This is a genomic window from Enterobacter sp. UPMP2060 (assembly GCF_053709655.1).
Genome location: NZ_JBSKJQ010000014.1, coordinates 33,350 through 48,432 on the forward strand (window position 1 = coordinate 33,350; position 15,083 = coordinate 48,432).

The following is a 15,083-nucleotide window of genomic DNA, read 5'->3' on the forward strand; positions in this document are numbered from 1 at the left end:
CCACAGATGACATAAGGGTGAGGTGAGATATGGGATCTCAGGTCTGGGTTGTGGCAACGCTGCTGGTCAGCATTGTGTTAATTGTTTTAACCATCGTTAAGCTGAAGTTTCACCCGTTCCTCGCGCTGCTGCTGGCGAGCTTTTTCGTCGGCGCGATGATGGGGATGAGCCCGCTGGATATGGTGAATGCCATTGAGAGCGGAATTGGCGGTACGCTGGGCTTCCTGGCGGCGGTGATTGGTCTGGGCACCATTCTCGGCAAGATGATGGAAGTCTCCGGCGCGGCCGAGCGCATCGGGATCGCACTGCAGCGCTGCCGCTGGCTATCCGCAGACGTGATTATGGTGCTGGTGGGTCTTATCTGCGGGATCACGCTGTTCGTGGAAGTGGGTGTGGTACTGCTGATCCCGCTGGCGTTTTCCATCGCCAAAAAGACCAACACGTCGCTGCTCAAGCTGGCCATTCCGCTCTGTACCGCGCTGATGGCGGTGCACTGCGTGGTGCCGCCGCATCCGGCCGCGCTGTTTGTGACCAATAAATTAGGCGCGGACGTCGGAACGGTCATTGTCTACGGTTTGATGGTAGGCCTGATGGCCTCGCTGGTCGGCGGCCCGCTGTTCCTGAAACTGCTCGGCAACCGTCTGCCGTTTAAACCGGTTCCGGCGGAATTTTCAGACCTGAAGGTGCGGGAAGAGCACACCCTGCCGTCGCTGGGCGCCACGCTGTTCACGGTGCTGCTGCCGATTGCCCTGATGCTGGTGAAAACCATTGCCGAGCTGAATATGGCAAAAGAAGGCACGCTGTATACGCTGCTGGAGTTTATCGGCAACCCGATCACCGCGATGTTTATCGCCGTGTTTGTCGCCTACTACCTGCTGGGGATACGCCAGCATATGGGCATGGGCACGATGCTGACGCACACCGAGCACGGCTTCGGCTCTATCGCCAACATTTTGCTGATTATCGGCGCGGGCGGCGCGTTTAACGCCATCCTGAAAACCAGCGGGCTGGCAGACTCGCTGGCGCATATTCTCTCGAACCTGCACATGCACCCTATCCTGCTCGCCTGGCTGGTGGCGCTGGTTCTGCATGCCGCCGTCGGCTCCGCGACGGTGGCGATGATGGGCGCGACGGCGATAGTCGCGCCGATGCTGCCGCTCTATCCGAACGTGAGTCCGGAGATCATCACCATTGCCATCGGTTCCGGCGCCATTGGCTGCACGATCGTGACCGATTCCCTCTTCTGGCTGGTGAAGCAATACTGCGGCGCGACCCTGAATGAGACCTTCAAATACTATACGACGGCGACGTTTATCGCCTCGGTGCTTGCACTTGGCGGCACATTCCTGCTTTCCTTCATTATCTGAGCGCGAAGAGACGTATTATGGAAAACGCAACTATCACTACTTTAACCGCACAGTTTCCTCTGGTTGAGGATCTGATCGCCCTGAAAGAAACCACCTGGCTTAACCCGCGCACCACGACGCTTGCAGAAGGGTTGCCCTATGTCGGGCTGACCAAAGACGACGTGGACGACGCGCACGCGCGCCTCAACCGCTTCGCGCCGTATCTGGCGAAAGCCTTCCCGGAAACGGCGGCAACGGGCGGGATTATCGAATCCGAACTGGTCGCGATCCCGGCGATGCAAAAGCGGCTGGAGAGAGAATCTGGTAAGCCTATTCCCGGCACGCTGCTGCTGAAAAAAGACAGCCATCTGCCGATTTCCGGCTCGATTAAAGCGCGCGGCGGCATCTATGAGGTGCTGACCCATGCGGAAAAACTGGCGCTGGAAGCCGGGTTGCTGAGCATAGACGACGACTACAGCATTCTGCTGGAGCCGCGCTTTAAGGACTTCTTCAGCCAGTACAGCATTGCGGTAGGCTCAACCGGCAACCTCGGGATGTCCATCGGCATTATGAGCGCACGCATCGGCTTTAAGGTGACGGTGCATATGTCCGCCGACGCCCGAGAGTGGAAGAAAGCCAAACTGCGCAGCCACGGCGTCATCGTCGTGGAATATGAGCAGGATTACGGCGTGGCGGTGGAGCAGGGACGAAAAGCGGCGGAAAGCGATCCGAACTGTTTCTTCATTGACGATGAAAATTCACGCACCCTGTTCCTGGGCTATGCGGTGGCGGGCGAGCGCCTGAAGGCGCAGTTTGCCGAACAGGGCCGCGTGGTGGATGCGGAGCATCCGCTGTACGTCTACCTGCCGTGCGGCGTTGGCGGCGGCCCTGGCGGCGTGGCGTTTGGCCTGAAGCTGGCCTTTGGCGATAACGTCCACTGCTTCTTCGCGGAGCCGACGCACTCCCCGTGCATGCTGCTCGGCGTCTACACCGGCCTGCACGATGAGATCGCGGTGCAGGATCTGGGCATTGATAACGTCACGGCGGCGGACGGTCTGGCGGTAGGACGCGCCTCCGGCTTCGTGGGCCGCGCGATGGAGCGCCTGCTCGACGGGTTCTACACCCTTTCCGACCAGAGCATGTATGACATGCTCGGCTGGCTCGCGCAGGAGGAAGGGATCCGCCTGGAGCCGTCGGCGCTGGCGGGCATGGCCGGGCCGGTGCGCGTTCATTCGCATACCAACGTTATCCACCTGGTGTGGGCGACCGGCGGCGGAATGGTGCCGGAGGACGAGATGGCGAAGTATTTAGCAAAAGGCCGTTAATCGTAGGCCCGGTAAGGCGTAGCCGCCACCGGGCTTACAGGCTCAAAATTTGCTGAATATGGGTTACCGCAAACAGCAGCGACAGCGAGAGAACAGCGAGCGCGATCAGGAACTTATCCCGCATCGCTTTCGGCTGTACAAAATCGTTCTGCGCCACGTCCATCAGGTTACGGCTGCGGGTATAGCGCCATAAAATGATGGCCACCAGCGCCAGCACAACAATAGAAATCCAGAATGGCACCCCCGTGCGGTGCCAGTTGTGCTTAATCGCCAGGGCAATCAGCGCGCCATACCCCAGCAGCGTGCGAAGCCAGGCCAGCGACGTCCGCTCCGGCTGCAGGCCGGGGTCCGCCTCGCGTCGCTCTTTGCGGCTATCCGCCATAGAACACCAGCACCATCACCACGCCCGCCACCGTCAGCAGAATCGTGCTGACGATCAGCAGCCCGCGCGTATAGGGCAGATCCTGCTTCAGGCGCATCGCCTTCTCATTGCGCAGCCAGCGCAGGTAGCCGTAAATCGCCAGCACGCCCGCACACAGGCACAGCAGCAGCGCCAGCACTTCACGGATCAGCGGCGTGGCGAAATCGGGCGCGAGCTGATCGAGACCCACCCCTGCGGCAAGAAAGCCCAGCGCGGTGCGGATCCACGCTAAAAAAGTGCGTTCATTGGCCAGAGAAAAGCGGTAGTCCGGCGCTTCGCCGAGGCGGGAAATTTTCATGAAGGTTCCTTGTCGTGCTGCGGGCAGGCTTCAGCATAGCGTAAATCGACAAGGACAAGGAGACCGGCATCGGGCGATGCCGGTCAGGACGATTAGTGCAGCGCTGGCCAGAAGTCCTTATTGGCCTCGATCAGGTCATCCAGAATCGCTTTTGCGACGGACGCGCTCGGCACGGTTTTCGACAGGGTGATCGCCTGCCAGAGTTTCTGGTACGAGCGCTGCTCCCAGGCATCCACCACCAGTTTTTCCACCGCCACCTGCTGGCTCATCAGCCCTTTCTGGAAGTGTGGAATATCGCCCACCGTAAGCGGCTCTGGGCCGTTATGGCCCACCAGGCACGGGATCTCCACCATCGCGTCGGCATCAAAGTTATGGATGGCCCCGTTGTTTGGCACAATCAGCAGCATCCGCTCCTGGGTGTTGAAGGCAATTGCCGTCGCCAGATCGACGATGTACGACGCATGTTCGTCGATTTCCAGCTCGCCGGCGGCGGAGTGACCGGCTTCGATAATCGCCCGGCAGGCGCTGAACACATGCTTCTCACGGTGATCCATGACCTCATTGGCGCGGGTGCGTTCCGGGTTGGAGTGCGCGACCACGTAGTCCGGGAACAGGTAATACTTCAGGTAGGTGTTCGGCATGGTATCCGGATCCAGCGCCTGCACGTCTCTGGCTTTGGCAAAAGTATCGTTCCAGCTCGCTTCGGTATGCGCATCTTCCGAAGGCGGAACATAGCCATTTTTCGCCACGTATTCGCGCAGTTTCGGCATCAGATCGTTGCCGTTGAGATCTTCAATCGACGTCCACCAGCCGAAGTGGTTCAGGCCGTAGTAGCGCACGCGCATCTCTTTGCGGTTTTTCAGGCCGACAATCTGCGCCATGCGCCCTTCAATGCCGATCGGCATATCGCAGATGTTGAGGATTTTGGCGTTCGGACGCAGGCGACGCGTGGCTTCCGCGACAATCGCCGCCGGGTTGGAATAGTTCAGCATCCACGCGTTCGGGGAGTACTGCTGCATATAATCCACCAGCTCCAGCACGCCGCCGATAGAGCGCATGCCGTAGGAGATGCCGCCCGGTCCGCAGGTTTCCTGGCCCAGCACGCCGTGGCGCAGCGGGATTTTTTCATCTTTTTCACGCATCGGGTATTTGCCCACGCGGATATGCGCCATCACAAAATCCACATCGGTAAACGCCGCTTTAGGATCGGTGGTGTAGCTGAATTCAATCTCCGGCGCCTGCTCCCTGAGGATGATTTTGCACGCTTCGGCGATGGTCTCCTGACGTGCGCCGTCGTTGTCATAGAACTTCAGCGCGCGCAGCGGGAAACGGTCACGGTTGGCTAACAGCATCAGGACGATACCAGGCGTAAAGGTGCTGCCGCCGCCTGCAATAACAACTGAGAATTTTTTCATGATATAGCCTCTGTCAGGGTGGTTTGTTCATTTGTTAAAGGGGTTTTCATCAGCGATTCCAGCTGGTCGCGCACCTGAGGAACGTGCAGGCCGACAATCACCTGAATGCCGTTGCCGCGTCGCACCACGCCGTGGGCGCCGAGGGCTTTGAAGACGTCATCGCTTTGGGTTTTCGCCATATCCACCAGCGCAATGCGCAAGCGGGCGGCGCAGTTGTTGATGCTTTCGATGTTGGCCGCGCCGCCGAGAGCCTGCAGGAATCCGGCGGCCTGCCCTACCTGCTGGCTGGCCGCCGCCGGGGCGGTGGTTTGCCCGCGCGCCGCCTTATAGTCGGCCTTGCTGTAGAGTTTGATTTCGCTCTCTTCCCGGCCCGGCGTTTTCAGGTTCAGACGTTCGATCAGCGTTTTGAAGACCACGAAGTAAATCCCGGTGAAGCAGACGCCAATGCCGATCTGGGTGAATACCGTCGAGGCGTGGTTGTGGAACATTGGGATCCAGTTTTGCGGCAGGAACTGGTCCAGCAGGCCGCCGCCCATGTTCCCCACGACGCCAAAGGCGTACATCACCGTTGCCATGGTGGCCGCCAGCACGGCGTGCACGGCAAACAGCAGCGGCGAGATAAACAGGAAGGTGAACTCAAGCGGTTCAGTGATGCCCACCAGCACGGCGGTGAGCGTGGCCGGGACCAGCAGCCCCGCCACCTTGACGCGGTTTTCCGGCGACGCGGTATACCAGATCGCCAGCGCAATCCCGACCGAGCCAAACACTTTTGAGTTGCCGTGCAGCGCGAATCCGCCTTCCGGGAAGAGGGTTTTCAGCGGCAGGGTGCTCTGGCTGAATTCCTGCAGATGCTGTGCCCAGTAGACCTGAATGCCGCCTTCCACCGCCGCCGGGCCGAAGATGAACGGACCGTAGACGAAGTGGTGCAATCCGGTTGGGATCAGAATGCGTTCCAGGAAGGTATACACCCACACGCCCAGCGCACCGGCGGAGCGCAGGAACGCCTGCAGGGACTCAATGCCCATCTGCACTTTCGGCCAGCCCAGCAGCGTCAGCCAGGCGCAGGGGATCATGACGAAGAACGCGAGGATAACGACAAACGAGCTGCCCTGGAAAATCCCCAGAAACACCGGCAGCGGCTTGTCGAAGTAGCGGTTGTGGATGGCGGTGACGATGCCTGAGATCACAATGGCACCGATGATGCTGGTATCGAGCGTTTTGATACCGGCAATCATCGCCAGCCCGCTTCCGGCCGTCGGTTCGGCGGAGAAGTCGACGCCGAAGAAGTGGCCCCAGGTCATCCCCATCGCGTTAATAAAGTAGTTCCAGGTCAGGAAGCTAATCAGCACCGCAAGACAGGCGCGGCCCTGCGCCTGCTTCGCCAGGCCAATCGGTAAGCCAACGGCAAAAATCAGCGGCATATTGCGAAACACCGCCCAGCCGCCCTCTTCAATGATGTGGACAATCTGCGCGAAAAGATGATCGGGGGCGGTTAAGGCTTCGCCGACAAACAGCGGGTTGCGAAGCATGATGGCGATTCCCACCACGATCCCGGCGAACGGAAACAGCAACACCGGGGTAAACATGGCACCGCCAAAACGTTGTATTTGACTGAGCATTTTTAAATCCTCATGAAACAACCTGTAGGGGTAGAGGCCTTTATGGTTTTTTGCTGGCCTGAGGTGAGCATAAGAAGTTACTGATGCGCGAACATGGCGTGCCGCTGCGATTCGTGATCGCATTCATGGTTTTATTTTGACCAATCAGGTCTACTTTTTGCGGTAAATATGGACATATCAGAACGCAATCCACGCCCTGATAACGGCAGAGAGGTCTACTGGTGATCTACAAATCTATTGCTGACAGATTGCGACTGCGGCTGAATTCGTCGGACTACAACGTCGGCAGCCCGCTGCCCGGCGAAAAAGCGCTGGCGCAGGAGTTCGGCGTGGCGCGAATGACCATCCGCAAGGCGCTGGATCTGCTGGTGAGCTGGGGGCTGGTTGAGCGTCGACACGGCAGCGGAACCTTTGTCTCACGCAAAGATGTTCACCACGAAACCACCAACCTGACCGGGCTGGTGGAGGTGCTGCGTCAACAGGGAAAAGAGGTGCAGAGTAAGGTCTTACAGTTTGAAGTGATGCCCGCCCCGCCCGCCATCGCCAGCCAGCTGCGGATTCAGGTGGATGAACGGATCTACTTTTCCCGGCGGGTGCGCTACGTGGACGGGAAGCCGCTGATGCTGGAGGACAGCTTTATGCCGGTGAAGCTGTTCCGCAATCTGTCGCTGGCGCATCTTGAGGGGTCTAAGTTTGATTACATCGAGAAGGAGTGCGGGATCACCATCAGCGGCAACTACGAGAGCCTGACGCCGGTGCTGGCAGATAAAACGCTGGCCGGTTATATGAACCTGCCGGAACAGACGCCGCTGCTGCGAATTACCTCTCTCTCCTACAGCGACAGCGGCGAGTTCCTCAATTATTCCGTGATGTTCCGAAATACCAGTGATTACCAGGTGGACTACCATCTGCGGCGCATCCACCCGGACGACCTGCTAGCTCATCCCCCAGAACAGCACCGCCAGTAGCTGCGGGGTGATGATGCGCAGGAACATCACCAGCGGATAGACGGTGGCATAGGAGAGCGCGGCCGCACCGCTGGTGGCGTGCAGGTTGTTGGCAAAAGCCAGCGCGGGCGGATCGGTCATGGAGCCCGCCAGCATCCCGCACAGCGTCAGGTAGTTCATTTTGGCGAACATCCGCGCCAGTATTCCCACCGTCAGCAGCGGGATCGCCGTGATAAAGATGCCGTATCCAACCCAGCTCATCCCTTCGCCCTTGACCAGGGTATCGACAAAATCCCCTCCGGATTTCAGGCCGACCACCGCCAGGAACAGCACGATGCCCAGTTCGCGCAGCGCCAGGTTGGCGCTCGGCGGCATAAACCAGTAGAGCTTGCCGATACAGCCGATACGCCCGAGGATCAGCGCCATAATCAGCGGCCCGCCCGCCAGGCCCAGCTTGAGCGCCACCGGGAAGCCCGGCACGTACACAGGAATAGAACCGAGCAGCACGCCGAGTCCGATACCGATAAACACCGGCAGCATCTGCACCTGCTGCAGTTTTTGCTGGGCGTTACCCACCATATCCGCCACGGCGTCGATGGACGACGGGCGCCCGACCAGGTTGAGGATATCCCCGAACTGCAGGCTAGCCTCCGGGCTGGCGACCAGTTCAACCCCCGCACGGTTAAGGCGAGAGATCACCACGTCATAGCGCTCTTTTACCTGCAGATCGCGTATTTTCTTGCCAAGAACGTGTTCGTTAGTCACCACAACGCGTTCCACGCGCATATCGGTGCCGCGGGTTGAGAGCGAGGTATCCACTTCCTGGCCAATCACCAGCCGCGCGTTGTTTAAATCTCCGGGCTGGCCGACCAGGTGCAGCAGATCGCCCTGCCGAATGACGGTGCCGGGCGCGGGCACCATCAGCATATCGTCACGCTTGAGGCGGGAGCAGATGATATTGGCGCTGTTGAGGATCGGCACGTCCTGAATCGCCATATTGTTCAGGTTGGGGTTATCGACCCGAATGTTGATGGTTTTGATCGGCATATGGCCGTTGGTGAGCGTGGTTTCGTGGTCCTTCGCCTCTTTGTCGACGTTAATGCGAAACAGGACGCGTACCAGCCACATGGAAAGCAGAATGCCGCAAATCCCAAACGGATAGGCCATGGCGTAGCTCATCCCCATCTGGTCGACGATGCCGGGTTCGATGCCCAAATCGCGAAGGATTTGCTGCCCGGCACCGAGCGCAGGCGTGTTGGTAACCGCCCCGGAGAAAATGCCCAGCACCACGGGGAGCGGGATATCGAAGATTTTATGCAGAATTGCGGTGACCAGCCCGCCCATCACCACTATGCCGAGGGCAAACAGGTTGAGCCGTAATCCGGAGACCCGAAGTGAGGCGAAAAAGCCCGGTCCCACCTGAATACCGATGGTATAAACGAAGAGGATCAGGCCGAACTCCTGGGTAAAGTGGAGCATTTCGGCGCTGAGGACCAGCCCGAGCTTGTCGGCGAAGTGCCCGACAAAAATGCCGCCAAACAGTACCCCGCCTATCCCAAACCCGACGCCACGGATTTTGATATTACCTATCCACAGGCCAACAACAGCGACCAGGGCCAACACGCTGACGGTTAACGCGATATCACTCATGACCCACTTCCTTATCATAACCTTAGTTATGCTAAGGATTCTCTCAGAGCCGGAGGCGGTTGTATGGGTGATGGCGCACAAAAAAGCCCTGCCGGGGCAGGGCTTTATCTTTTCACCCTCTCCCTACAGGAGAGGGCCGGGGTGAGGGCATCAGCCCGCACACTATTAGCTATTCAACGCAGGCCGCTCGCTAATGGCGATACGCTGCGGCGCGATGGCTTCCGGCACGTTGCGGATCAGGTCGATATGCAGCAGACCGTTGGTAAACGTTGCGCCGGACACTTCCATATGGTCTGCCAGGGTAAAGCTCAGGCTGAACGGCTGATTAACCAGCCCCTGATGCAGCCATTTGGTCTCGGTCTCTTGTTTTTCCGGCGTACCTTTCACGGTCAGGCGCGTGCCTTCAAGCTGGATGTCCAGATCGTCCTGGCGGAAACCGGCCAGCGCAAGGGTGATGCGATAGTGGTTATCGTCGCTTTTTTCGATGTTGTACGGCGGAAACGTCTGTTGCTCGGTGGTGCTTTGCAGGGCGTTCGCCAGTTTGTCAAAACCAATCCACTGACGCAGCAGGGGGGATAAATCGTAGTTACGCATACTAAATCTCCTTCTGAGAAGCGAGTTCGGCACAGTGTAATTTTGTGCACAGTTGTTCCTGCAAATCCTGAAGGATTCGCATATGCTCCCGTTACGGCAAGCAAGTCCGGGTGGGCCGCTCACGCGACCCGCGTAATTAGTTAATTTCGATACGGCGCGGTTTTTTCTCTTCCGGAATCACACGTTCCAGTTCGATAAACAGCAGGCCGTTAACCAGGTTCGCGCCTTTAACGTGAATGTTCTCGGCTAACTGGAACTTGCGTTCAAAGTTGCGCTCGGCGATGCCCTGATAAAGATAGGTACGTTCTTTCTGCTCGGCCGTATGGGAACCTTTCACCACCAGCAGGTTGTCCTGCGCGGTGATCTCCAGTTCATTTTCTGCAAAACCGGCGACGGCAATAGCGATGCGGTAGTGGTTTTCGTCAACCAGCTCAACATTGTATGGAGGGTAGCCGTTGCTCTGGCTTTGGTTATTTTCTAAATGGTTAAACAGGCGGTCAAAACCAATTGCAGAACGGTATAGCGGAGAAAGATCGAAGTTACGCATAAATAAAACTCCTGAAATCAGCGAGAAATTGTAGCCTTCCACCATGGACAGGCCTTTGCGCCCCCGAACACCCATCAGGCGAGTTCGTTATCGGGCCACATTCTTAAAATGGGTCTGCAATCGGGCTTTTCAAGAACGACAGCTGCACTTTTTTTTGCACTTTCCTGCATCTCGCTTAGACTGGGACAACAGCACAAAGGGTTAAATTGCGATGGCTGCCACAGTGCGGGGTTATCGGGCTATCCATTTTGGATAAGGCTCGCTATAACCCTGAGTTGCAGGTCTATGCAGTGCCATTAACGATGACTGAGTGATGATGAAAAATGTTCTGATAAAGCTGACGACGTTCAGCGGGGTAGTTTTACTTTGCGGGTGTTCGAGCGTGATGTCTCACACCGGCGGTAAAGAAGGAACATATCCGGGGACGCGCGCCAGCGCGGCGATGCTCTCCGATGACGATACAAACTGGGGCACCAAATCCCTGGTTATCCTGGATATGCCGTTTACGGCCGTGGCGGATACGCTTCTGCTGCCGTGGGATGTGTTTCGTAAGGACAACTCCGTACGCTCGCGGGTAGAGAAAAGCGAGCAGGAAAATCTGGCAACAAACGCCGTCATTCCGCCCGCTGACATGCCTCCACGCTAGTACTGCGCGGTTTCCGTTACCCAAAGCTGACGGAAACCGGCTGTCTCCTCCATCCACGCAATAACGCGCCCGTCCGGGGAAAACACGACCGCATCAGCAGACGGTGGGTTGCCATGATCGGACGTCAAAAACGTCACCTCTCCGGTCCGTGCGTCGCAGCAGGCGATCCGATTTTCGAGCACAAACCCCAGACTGCCGCCCGCAGGATGCCAGTTAAATGCTGACTGAATATCGCTCCCGGTACGCGTCAACTGGCGCGGCTCGCCGCCCGCAGGAGAGATCAGCCACAGCTGCACAATGCCGTTATCATCCCGCATCAGAAACGCAATCTGCGTCCCCTGCGGGTTGCTGCGAACCCAGTGACGCGGCACGTTCACCAGGCCCGGGTACGCCCTCTGATGCGTAAAGGTCAAACGACGCTGGTTCACACCCGCAGGCGGCGCTGGCAGGGTCTCCGTCGTGCCCTGTAGCGGCGCATCGCCCGCACGCTTCCAGCCCTGCTCGTCTTTCGGCAGGTCGACGATAAACAGTTCGGGGACTTTTTCGCCCTGCGCAGAGAGGGTATCGCCGATAAACGCCAGCCTGTCGTTGCCCACCCAACCCTCTTCGTAAGCGCGGTTGATTTCATCGCTGCCCGGCCGTGGGTTAGGCGTCGTGCGGCTAACCAGCACGCTCCAGAAGGTTCCCGAATATTCACGGGGATGGTTCCCCTGCGGGTTCACCGGGCCGTAAGGCGCAGCCACGCCGACGTTGCGTAAATCGAGTTTAGGATCGCGCTCGTGCAGGACATGGTCGTTATAGGTAAAGCTGACGAGCTGCCCGTTCGGGCTGAAGACATGGACGTGGCTACCCCCGCGCAGCGCGCCTGCGGTGTAAGGCGCGGTGATATCCATCGCGTCCAGGTTGCTCACCTGACCGTTTTGCGCAATCACTCCCTGGCGATGATGAAAATCGTAGCGCCAGTCGGCATCCGGGTTTTTCGGGCCGTGGATAAAGACATATTTATCTTCTGCAGGATGAACGGTCACCACGCCGACATGCGCGCCGTCAGTGGCGCGATATACCACCTCTACCTCACCCGTCGCGACATTGACCCGCTCGATGGTTTCACCGGTGAACGACGCACCGGACGGGCGCACGTCGTAGACCAGCCACTGGCTGTCCGGCGTCCAGGTATTGATGTTGGTCAGCTGGTGGTTGCGGGAAGCGAAGGTGATTTGTTTCATGAGGATACCCTGATGCGCAGTTATCGCATCAGGGTATCGCAAGCGGGTTTTTAGTTCAGCACAAACTTCTCAATGGCATAAGCCACGCCGTCTTCGAGGTTGGATTTAGTCACGAAGTTGGCCACCTCTTTCACCGATGGGATCGCGTTATCCATCGCCACGCCCATACCGGCGAATTCGATCATCGCGATGTCATTTTCCTGGTCGCCCAGCGCCATGATCTCTTCCTGTTTAATGCCCAGCGCATCGGCCAGCGATTTGACACCGGTGCCTTTATTGACGCGTTTATCGAGGATTTCGAGGAAGTACGGCGCACTTTTCAGCACGGTGTACTTCTCTTTTACCTCCGCCGGAATGCGCGCAATCGCTTTATCCAGGATCTCCGGCTCGTCGATCATCATCACTTTCAGGAACTGCGTCGCCGGGTCCATTTTCTCCGCTTCACAGAACACCAGCGGAATGGTCGCAACGTAGGATTCATGTACCGTGTAGTAGCTGATATCGCGGTTGGCGGTATAGAGCGTATTGCGATCGAGCGCGTGGAAGTGGGAACCCACTTCACGGGACAGTTTTTCCAGGAAAAGATAGTCATCGTAGCTCAGCGCGGTTTGCGCAACCGTACTGCCATCAGCGGCTTTCTGCACCAGCGCGCCGTTATAGGTGATGCAGTAGTCGCCCGGCTGATTCATGTGCAGCTCTTTCAGGTAGCTGTGTACACCCGCATACGGACGTCCCGTGGTCAGGACCACATTCACGCCCTTAGCGCGCGCCGCGGCGATCGCGTTTTTAACGGCTGGAGAGATGGTGTGGTCTGGCAGCAGCAGCGTGCCGTCCATGTCGATTGCAATGAGTTTGATAGCCATGAGTTCCCCGGAATAAATGAGTGCTGCCTCATGCTAACGCGATTAAGCACACAAAAATAGAGCTATATTGCGCAACAGGAATGCCCCTTTTACGCTTATTCCGGGGAACGAAGGCTTACTCGCGGGTGAGCACAATTTTACCGAACGCGCCGCGATCCAGATGTTCAAGCGCCTGTTCAAGCTCGTTAAAACGGTAGCGATGCTCAATCACCGGCTTCAGCCCAGTGACGTCAACAGCGCGGACAAAATCTTCCAGCGCCCGGCGGTGCCCCACGCCAATCCCCTGAATGACGGGGGATTTCAGCAAAAGTTCGCCAGCAGAGAGGGTAATCTCCGTCCCGGCCAGCACGCCAATGACGGAGATACGTCCGTGAACGGCAACGGCGCGCAGGGAATGCTTCAGATTCTCTCCACCGACGGTTTCAATAATATGGTCGATACCGCGATCCTGCGTGAGCGCCAGCGTATTTTCAGCCCAGTCGCCTTTCAGCCGGTTGATGCCGTGGCTGGCCCCCAGCGTTTTGGCCAGCGCCAGTTTCTCATCGCTCCCCGAGGTGACAAACACCTCCGCGCCGTGCGCTTTTGCAATCTGAAGGGCGAATAACGCCACGCCGCCCGTGCCCTGCACCAGCACCGATTGCCCGGCGCGCAGCTGGCCGCGTTCCACCAGCGCAAACCAGGCGGTAAGCCCTGCGCAAGGTAAGGTGCTGGCCTCGGCGTCATCCAGGGTCTCCGGGGAGGCCACCAGCGCGTCTTCCTTCACAATCACATACTCGGACAGCATGCCCTGGAAGTATCCACCGGACGTTTTATAGGGCAGATTGCGCGCGTCCGCCTGCGGCTTACCGTCGATCCACTCCGGGAAGAAGGTTGAGATGACGCGCGCGCCGGGCTGGAAGCGCGTAACGCCTTCACCAATGCTGTCCACCACGCCCGCCATGTCAGACGCCGGGGTAAACGGGAAGGAAAGCGGGATCGGCATTGTGCCTTCAACAACCATTTTATCGCGATAGTTAAGCGCAACGGCATTTACGCGCACGCGCACTTCACCCGGACCTGGCTGTGGAACGGGCGCCTGAGTCAGCTTGAGGTTCTCGCGCCCGAGGGCATCCATGGACCAGCGTTGCATTGTCTCTGTCATTTTATTTCTCCTGCCATCAGATGAGCTTTAGTCCTGACAGTCTACTGTTGACTAAAGGTCGCCAGTGGCGATAAGTTTTCTCTTTATTGACGCCAGAATAGATACAATCCATGACCGATACGCTGAAGGATATTCCTGTTTTCGTGGCCGCCGTTGAGGCGGGAAGTTTCGCGCAGGCCGCGATTCGCCTGCATTTGTCACGCTCGGCGGTCGGAAAAAGCATCGCTCGCCTCGAACAGCGGCTTGGGGTACGTCTTTTTCAGCGCACCACCCGCAGCCAGAGTCTGACCGATAACGGCGCCCTTTTTTATGAACGCTGTCTGCGCGCTGGAGGAGATTCGGGGTGCGGAATCGCTGCTTGAAACGGGGAAACAGCAGGTCAGCGGCCGCCTGCGCATTTCCATGCCGGTGCTGTATGGTCGCCAGTGTGTCGCCCCGCTGCTGATAGCGCTGGCGCAGGAACACCCCGGGCTTGAGCTGGAAATGTCATTCAGCGACCGCGTGGTGGATCTGGTTGAGGAGGGGTTTGATATGGCGGTGCGTAACGGCACGCTTCAGGACAGCAGCGTGCTGGTCGCCAGAAAGCTGGGAGAACACCGCATGGTGCTGTGCGCCGCGCCGGAGTATCTGCTGAAGAAAGGCCAGCCACAAAGCGTTAATGATTTATCCCAGCATACGGCCATTAACTATTTGAGCGCAGGCAGAGTGTTGTCCTGGCAGCTGATGGATAACGAAGGAACGTCGCACACCTTTACGCCCCGATCGTCGCTCAATATGGATGATTTGCAGGCGATCTGCGACGCTGCGCTGGCCGGACACGGCATTGCATGGCTGCCCTGCTGGATGGTCGTCAAAGATATTCATCAGGGTAAACTCGTCCCGCTCCTGAAGCAGGCACCGGATGTGCATTTCAACGTTCATGCCGTGTGGCAGCAGACGCCGCATCTGCCGCTGAGGGTAAGAATAGCGATAGATACGCTGGCGAGCCGTTTACCGGCAGCGATGTCACTGGACCTTCCAGCGTCCATAAAAAAGCCGCGCTAAA

The 15,083-nt window shown here is 58.2% G+C and carries 14 protein-coding genes, 1 pseudogene and 1 other annotated feature; of the genes and pseudogenes, 5 read left to right on the top strand and 10 right to left on the bottom strand.

All coding sequences use genetic code 11. The annotated features are described in order from the left end of the window. The first annotated feature begins 29 nt into the window (after positions 1-29). On the top strand, positions 30-1,367 hold the full coding sequence (gene dsdX / locus ACWKXN_RS20170; protein ID WP_023309824.1) for a D-serine transporter DsdX: 1,338 nt from the start codon (positions 30-32) through the stop codon (positions 1,365-1,367). A 17-nt stretch (positions 1,368-1,384) separates the two neighbouring features. Then, complete coding sequence (gene dsdA / locus ACWKXN_RS20175; protein WP_454544259.1) at positions 1,385-2,671, top strand: D-serine ammonia-lyase; 1,287 nt, start codon at positions 1,385-1,387, stop codon at positions 2,669-2,671. Positions 2,672-2,705: 34 nt separating this feature from the next. Here the strand turns inward: dsdA and ACWKXN_RS20180 are convergent, their stop codons facing one another. The 4 genes from ACWKXN_RS20180 to ACWKXN_RS20195 form a co-directional block, all read right to left on the bottom strand. Continuing rightward, positions 2,706-3,053: a DUF202 domain-containing protein gene (locus ACWKXN_RS20180; RefSeq protein WP_454544260.1), complete on the bottom strand. Its 348-nt coding sequence runs from the start codon at positions 3,051-3,053 to the stop codon at positions 2,706-2,708. Beyond that, positions 3,043-3,390 carry a YidH family protein gene (locus ACWKXN_RS20185; RefSeq protein WP_039260367.1) on the bottom strand — a complete coding sequence of 116 codons (348 nt, stop codon included), beginning with the start codon at positions 3,388-3,390 and terminating at the stop codon, positions 3,043-3,045. The genes ACWKXN_RS20180 and ACWKXN_RS20185 overlap by 11 nt, the downstream gene beginning before the upstream one ends. A 92-nt stretch (positions 3,391-3,482) precedes the next feature. Further along, positions 3,483-4,805: a 6-phospho-alpha-glucosidase gene (locus tag ACWKXN_RS20190; RefSeq protein ID WP_033144346.1), complete on the bottom strand. Its 1,323-nt coding sequence runs from the start codon at positions 4,803-4,805 to the stop codon at positions 3,483-3,485. After that, positions 4,802-6,424: an alpha-glucoside-specific PTS transporter subunit IIBC gene (locus tag ACWKXN_RS20195; RefSeq protein WP_454544261.1), complete on the bottom strand. Its 1,623-nt coding sequence runs from the start codon at positions 6,422-6,424 to the stop codon at positions 4,802-4,804. Before ACWKXN_RS20195 ends, ACWKXN_RS20190 begins: the two co-directional genes overlap by 4 nt. Positions 6,425-6,645: 221 nt before the next feature. Here ACWKXN_RS20195 and ACWKXN_RS20200 point away from each other — a divergent pair, with 221 nt between their 5' ends. Next, positions 6,646-7,392, top strand: coding sequence for a GntR family transcriptional regulator (locus ACWKXN_RS20200; RefSeq protein ID WP_033144348.1), 747 nt, complete (start codon positions 6,646-6,648; stop codon positions 7,390-7,392). Here the strand turns inward: ACWKXN_RS20200 and ACWKXN_RS20205 are convergent. From ACWKXN_RS20205 to ibpA, 3 genes are all read right to left on the bottom strand, one after another. After that, the gene (locus tag ACWKXN_RS20205; protein WP_039260365.1) at positions 7,360-9,021 is read right to left on the bottom strand and encodes a putative transporter; all 1,662 of its coding nucleotides are present in this window, start codon (positions 9,019-9,021) and stop codon (positions 7,360-7,362) included. The genes ACWKXN_RS20200 and ACWKXN_RS20205 overlap by 33 nt on opposite strands. A gap of 165 nt (positions 9,022-9,186) precedes the next feature. Beyond that, complete coding sequence (gene ibpB, locus ACWKXN_RS20210; RefSeq protein WP_032662053.1) at positions 9,187-9,615, bottom strand: small heat shock chaperone IbpB; 429 nt, start codon at positions 9,613-9,615, stop codon at positions 9,187-9,189. 136 nt (positions 9,616-9,751) lie between these two features. Then, positions 9,752-10,162: a small heat shock chaperone IbpA gene (gene ibpA / locus ACWKXN_RS20215; RefSeq protein WP_008500162.1), complete on the bottom strand. Its 411-nt coding sequence runs from the start codon at positions 10,160-10,162 to the stop codon at positions 9,752-9,754. Continuing rightward, positions 10,156-10,227: a sequence feature (ROSE (Repression Of Heat Shock gene Expression) occurs in the 5'-region of heat shock genes and acts as an RNA thermometer to modulate expression.), on the bottom strand. (Overlaps the previous gene by 7 nt.) Before the next feature lie 248 nt (positions 10,228-10,475). Here ibpA and ACWKXN_RS20220 point away from each other — a divergent pair. Then, positions 10,476-10,808, top strand: coding sequence for a YceK/YidQ family lipoprotein (locus tag ACWKXN_RS20220; RefSeq protein ID WP_454544262.1), 333 nt, complete (start codon positions 10,476-10,478; stop codon positions 10,806-10,808). On the opposite strand, the gene ACWKXN_RS20225 is transcribed toward ACWKXN_RS20220, so the two are convergent. From ACWKXN_RS20225 to ACWKXN_RS20235, 3 genes are all read right to left on the bottom strand, one after another. Beyond that, a complete protein-coding gene (locus ACWKXN_RS20225) occupies positions 10,805-12,034 on the bottom strand; it encodes a DUF3748 domain-containing protein (protein ID WP_454544263.1) in 1,230 nt (409 codons plus the stop codon). The genes ACWKXN_RS20220 and ACWKXN_RS20225 overlap by 4 nt on opposite strands. Positions 12,035-12,084: 50 nt before the next feature. Continuing rightward, positions 12,085-12,897 (bottom strand): sugar-phosphatase, encoded by an 813-nt coding sequence (yidA, locus tag ACWKXN_RS20230; RefSeq protein WP_032662059.1) that lies wholly within the window; start codon positions 12,895-12,897, stop codon positions 12,085-12,087. Positions 12,898-13,012: 115 nt separating this feature from the next. Beyond that, positions 13,013-14,038: a zinc-dependent alcohol dehydrogenase family protein gene (locus ACWKXN_RS20235; RefSeq protein WP_454544264.1), complete on the bottom strand. Its 1,026-nt coding sequence runs from the start codon at positions 14,036-14,038 to the stop codon at positions 13,013-13,015. A gap of 110 nt (positions 14,039-14,148) precedes the next feature. On the opposite strand from ACWKXN_RS20235, the pseudogene ACWKXN_RS20240 reads away from it, so the two are divergent. After that, positions 14,149-15,082: pseudogene (locus ACWKXN_RS20240) on the top strand (LysR substrate-binding domain-containing protein). Position 15,083: the final 1 nt, after the last annotated feature.